Source organism: Endozoicomonas sp. ONNA2 (assembly GCF_024606365.1).
Lineage (GTDB): Bacteria > Pseudomonadota > Gammaproteobacteria > Pseudomonadales > Endozoicomonadaceae > Endozoicomonas.
Genome location: NZ_JAHHPO010000998.1, coordinates 1 through 2,417, shown reverse-complemented (window position 1 = coordinate 2,417; position 2,417 = coordinate 1). Strand labels below are relative to the sequence as shown.

Sequence of the window (2,417 nt, the reverse complement as noted above, 5' to 3'; positions counted from 1 at the left end):
GAACAATGGCGATGGCACCTTTGGCGTGGACCTTAATCGAAACTTCCCGATCCGGTTTCGTAAAAACAACGACACCAGTTCGAATATCTACGGGGGACCCGAGGCTTTTTCCGAGCCAGAAACCCGGGCCATGCGGGATTTCGTGGAAAGCCACCCCAACATTACCATCGCTCTTGATTACCACTCCCAGGGAAATGTTTTCTTCCCGGCACACAAATTCAATCATGAGGAGGAGGTCGAGGGCGCTGACCTGAACATCCTCTGTGCCAATATGGCCAACGAGATTTGCAAGGTCACGGGGCGACAATATGGCATCCACCGTGGCAAGCCACCGTTCAACCTGATTCACGGCAGTGGTCGTGAGTACTACTACAGCAAGGGCATTCTGGCCACGGTGGTGGAGGTAGGGACACGCAACATCCCGGATTACCTGGTCAACATGTCCCAGAGTGTTGAAGAGAACATTCCGGCACTGATACATGCGCTGGACAGTGCCATCAACTACTCAAAGCACGCACCAGCCCGGGTGGACTGTTTAACTGCCGAAACCATCGGTGCCAGCAACGTGACGCTGTGCTGGAACTACGATCGTCTGGACGATTGCTATTTTGAGATTTACCGCAGTGACAGTGCCAAAAGCCCCTGCACGGGTGACCATCGAATCGCCGTCACCCGTTCGCTGAGCTATACCGATGCCCAGCTGAAAAGCGGACAACGCTACTTCTACAATATCCGGGTCGTGGACCAGGTGACGGGCATCCGCTCGGCGTTCACGCCGACCCTGAAGATCCGCACGCTGCTGGGCAGTGATGAGTTTCTGTACACCCTGTTTCCGGCGAAACACGACGTGGGTTATGTCGGTGAAAAAACCACCAGCCTGAACGCCAGCCATTTTGGCTACAACTCCCTGTTCGTCGGCATTAATCGTCGCAAGGGGTGTTGCTACGGGATTGTCTCGTTCAATCTGGACCGACTGCCACCGGATGCCTCAATCAAAAAAGCCCTGTTCTCCCTTTACCCCATGAATCGGGTCAATGCCAAGATTGAAAAGTTCGGGGAGTGGTCAGTTTCCATGATGGATGCCCATGATATTAATGACCTCAGCAGCTATGCGCAGATTACCGAAGCCAATGTCCTGCAAACTTTGGGTGATGCCATCGAATCGGACCGGCTGACCCAGGGCATCTGGACAGAGTGGTCCTTCACCGAAGTGGAGCGTCGTCTGCTGCAGCAACAGATTGACCAAGGTCGTCTGATTCTCAGGATTGAAGGCCCTGATCACCTGCCAGCGGGTAATGATTCACAAATGATGCAGTTTGATATTGGCTATGGCCGTTTTGGTGGTGGCATTCATTACCGCCCCAGCCTGGAGATCATTTACACCCGTGACAGCCAATCACTGACCCTTACGCCCTCTGCGCTGCATAGCATCAGTGAGAACGAGGTGGCATCGGGCAAGCTGTTATCCGGATTTGATGGCCGTGGCAACAAGATTTACGGGAATCTCAGCTTCGGCCTCAGTGCATTGCCCGATCCGGACTACACTGTGATCACCTCAGCCTATGTGCAGCTGACGGCCAAAAACCAGCTGAAGACCCGCAAGGATCTTCGCTTCACCATGGAACTGGTGGAGCTGAAAGACCTGAACCATGCCAGTATCCGTGATCGCCAGCAAATTGAGTATGTCGGCTACGAAGTCAGCAATGCCCAGCTGAAAGAGAACGCCAGCCATCACTTTATGTTTGACAGCTACTGTCGTGCAATACTGGAGGAACTGCATGGGGCTGAAAAACCGGTGCACCTGGTGGTTCGCCCGACCACCCCTTCAGCCGAAAGCAATGCCATTATTGACTGGCACGATGAGGGAGAAAGCAGATCAGCGCAGCTGGTGATCCATTACATTGAACGACGGAAGCATCCATTACCAGCGCCCACTGACTTGTCTGTAACGGTGGAAAACCATAAGGTTCGCCTGACCTGGAAAAACCCGGATGACCCGGATTTTGTTGGGTGCTACGTGGTTCGCAACCGTTTTCATCCCCCCCGCTGCCCCATGGATGGCATCAAACTGTATGCCGGTCAGGATGAGTACACCCTGGATGACTACGGCAACCCGAACATCCCAAAATACTATGCGGTGTTCAGCTACGATAATGTGCCCAACTACTCGATACCGGCCACTGTACTGTTCAGCCTGGATGAAGTGATCACCCTGGTGGATGATGACATCCCGGAAACCCAGGAGGAAGAGGAGGAACGGTTGTCAATGGAAGTTCATTGAGAAAGCGCCTGCTCCCCGGGAAGTTAAAGACGGAACCACAAAGGTCACGAAGAGCACAAAGAAGAGATTTTCTTTTCCTTCGTGCTCTTTGCCGTGAAAAATATTTTGCTTAACCATTTTTCATCCCTGAGGGTGG

2 protein-coding genes are annotated in these 2,417 nt (G+C 53.0%); one reads left to right on the top strand and one right to left on the bottom strand.

What is annotated here, in order from left to right; translation table 11 throughout:
* Positions 1–2,281, top strand: a 2,281-nt coding sequence (locus KDK14_RS17645) for a M14 family zinc carboxypeptidase (RefSeq protein ID WP_257266505.1), incomplete at its 5' end; no start/stop codon positions are given.
* On the opposite strand, the gene KDK14_RS17640 is transcribed toward KDK14_RS17645, so the two are convergent.
* Entirely contained in the window at positions 2,264–2,398 is a 135-nt protein-coding gene (locus KDK14_RS17640) for a hypothetical protein (protein WP_257266504.1), read from the bottom strand. The two genes, KDK14_RS17645 and KDK14_RS17640, sit on opposite strands and share 18 nt — an antisense overlap.
* Positions 2,399–2,417: the final 19 nt, after the last annotated feature.

What these genes read in the sequence shown, in the direction of transcription:
- KDK14_RS17640 (WP_257266504.1), bottom strand. Translation starts at nt 2,398, where the DNA reads ATGGTTAAGCAAAATATTTTTCACGGCAAAGAGCACGAAGGAAAAGAA.